Consider the following 1,899-nt stretch of genomic DNA (forward strand, 5'->3'; position numbering starts at 1 on the left):
CCCACGTTAATGCGCATCAGTATGAGGAGATGTACGCCACCTCGCTGACGGATTCTGAGGGTTTTTGGGGTGCGCAGGGGGATCGTGTGGCGTGGATGCGGCGGTTCACGCAGGTGAAGGACGTGGATTACACGCTGGGGCAGGTGTCGATCAAATGGTACGCCGATGGCACGCTGAATGTGGCCGCCAACTGCATCGACCGGCATCTGGAGACCCGCGCCGAGCAGACCGCGATCATCTGGGAGCCCGATGAACCGACAGACCCCGCGCTGCACATCACCTATAAAGACCTGCACGAAAACGTCTGCAAGATGGCCAATGTGCTCAAGAACCTCGGCGTGGGCAAAGGCGACCGCGTCGTCCTCTACCTGCCGATGATCCCCGAGGCCGCCTATGCCATGCTGGCCTGTGCGCGCATCGGCGCGATCCACTCCATCGTCTTTGCCGGCTTCTCGCCCGATGCCCTGGGCGCGCGCGTCAATGGCTGCGACGCCAAGCTGGTGATCACCGCCGACGGCGCCCCGCGCGGCGGCCGCGTGACCAACCTCAAGGACAACGTCAACCAGGCCCTGCTGCACGACACCGACGACGTCAAATGCCTGATCGTGCGCCGCACCGGCCAGCAGGTGGCCTTTCGCGAGGGGCTCGATTACTGGCTGCACGAAGAGGCCGAGACCGTCAGCGCCGAGTGCCCGCCCGAAGAGATGGGGGCGGAGGATCCGCTCTTTATCCTCTACACCTCCGGCTCCACCGGCCAGCCCAAGGGCGTGGTGCACACAACGGGGGGCTACCTGGTCTATGCGGCGATGACCCATGAGATCACCTTTGACTATCACGACGGCGATATCTTCTGGTGCACCGCCGATGTGGGCTGGGTCACCGGGCACAGCTATATCGTCTACGGGCCCCTGGCCAATGGTGCGACCACGATCATGTTCGAGGGGGTGCCCACCTACCCCGATGCCAGCCGCTTCTGGCAGGTCTGCGAAAAGCACAAGGTGACGCAGTTCTACACCGCGCCCACCGCCATTCGGGCGCTGATGGGCAAGGGCGACAGCTATGTCGAGGGCTGCGATCTGAGCACGCTGCGGCTGCTGGGCACCGTGGGCGAGCCGATCAACCCCGAGGCCTGGACCTGGTACAACGAGGTGATCGGCCAGGGCCGCTGCCCCATCGTCGACACCTGGTGGCAGACCGAGACCGGCGGCCACCTGATGACCCCGCTGCCCGGCGCCCATGCGATGAAACCGGGGGCCGCGATGAAGCCGTTCTTTGGCATCGAGCCGGTGGTGCTGGAGCCTGCAAGCGGCGAGATCATCGAGGGCAATGACGTCGAGGGCGTGCTCTGCATCGCCTCGAGCTGGCCGGGCCAGATGCGCACGGTCTGGGGCGATCACGCGCGCTTTGAGAAGACCTATTTCTCCGACTACCCCGGCTATTACTTCACCGGCGACGGCTGCCGCCGCGACGGCGATGGCGACTACTGGATCACCGGCCGCGTCGATGACGTCATCAACGTCTCCGGTCACCGCATGGGCACCGCCGAGGTCGAAAGCGCGCTGGTGGCCCATGCCGCCGTCGCCGAGGCCGCGACCGTCGGCTACCCGCATGACATCAAGGGCCAGGGCATCTACTGCTACGTGACGCTGATGAACGGCGTCGAGCCCACCGAGGAGCTGCGGAAGGAACTCCGCACCTGGGTCCGCACCGAAATCGGCCCGATCGCCAGCCCCGACCTGATCCAATGGGCCCCGGGCCTGCCCAAGACCCGCTCCGGCAAGATCATGCGCCGCATCCTGCGCAAAATCGCCGAAGATGACTACGGCGCCCTCGGAGACACCTCAACTCTCGCAGACCCAACCGTCGTAAACGACCTCATCAAAAACAGAATGAACCGCG

Annotated in this window: 1 protein-coding gene; it reads left to right on the forward strand. The window is 65.0% G+C overall.

Translation table 11 applies throughout. The features are described 5' to 3' along the window. On the forward strand, window positions 1-1,899 hold a 1,899-nt coding region (gene acs, locus H7847_RS26510; RefSeq protein ID WP_227272709.1), incomplete at both ends, for an acetate--CoA ligase.

Source organism: Roseobacter weihaiensis (assembly GCF_020622345.1).
Classification (GTDB): Bacteria; Pseudomonadota; Alphaproteobacteria; order Rhodobacterales; family Rhodobacteraceae; genus Roseobacter; species Roseobacter weihaiensis.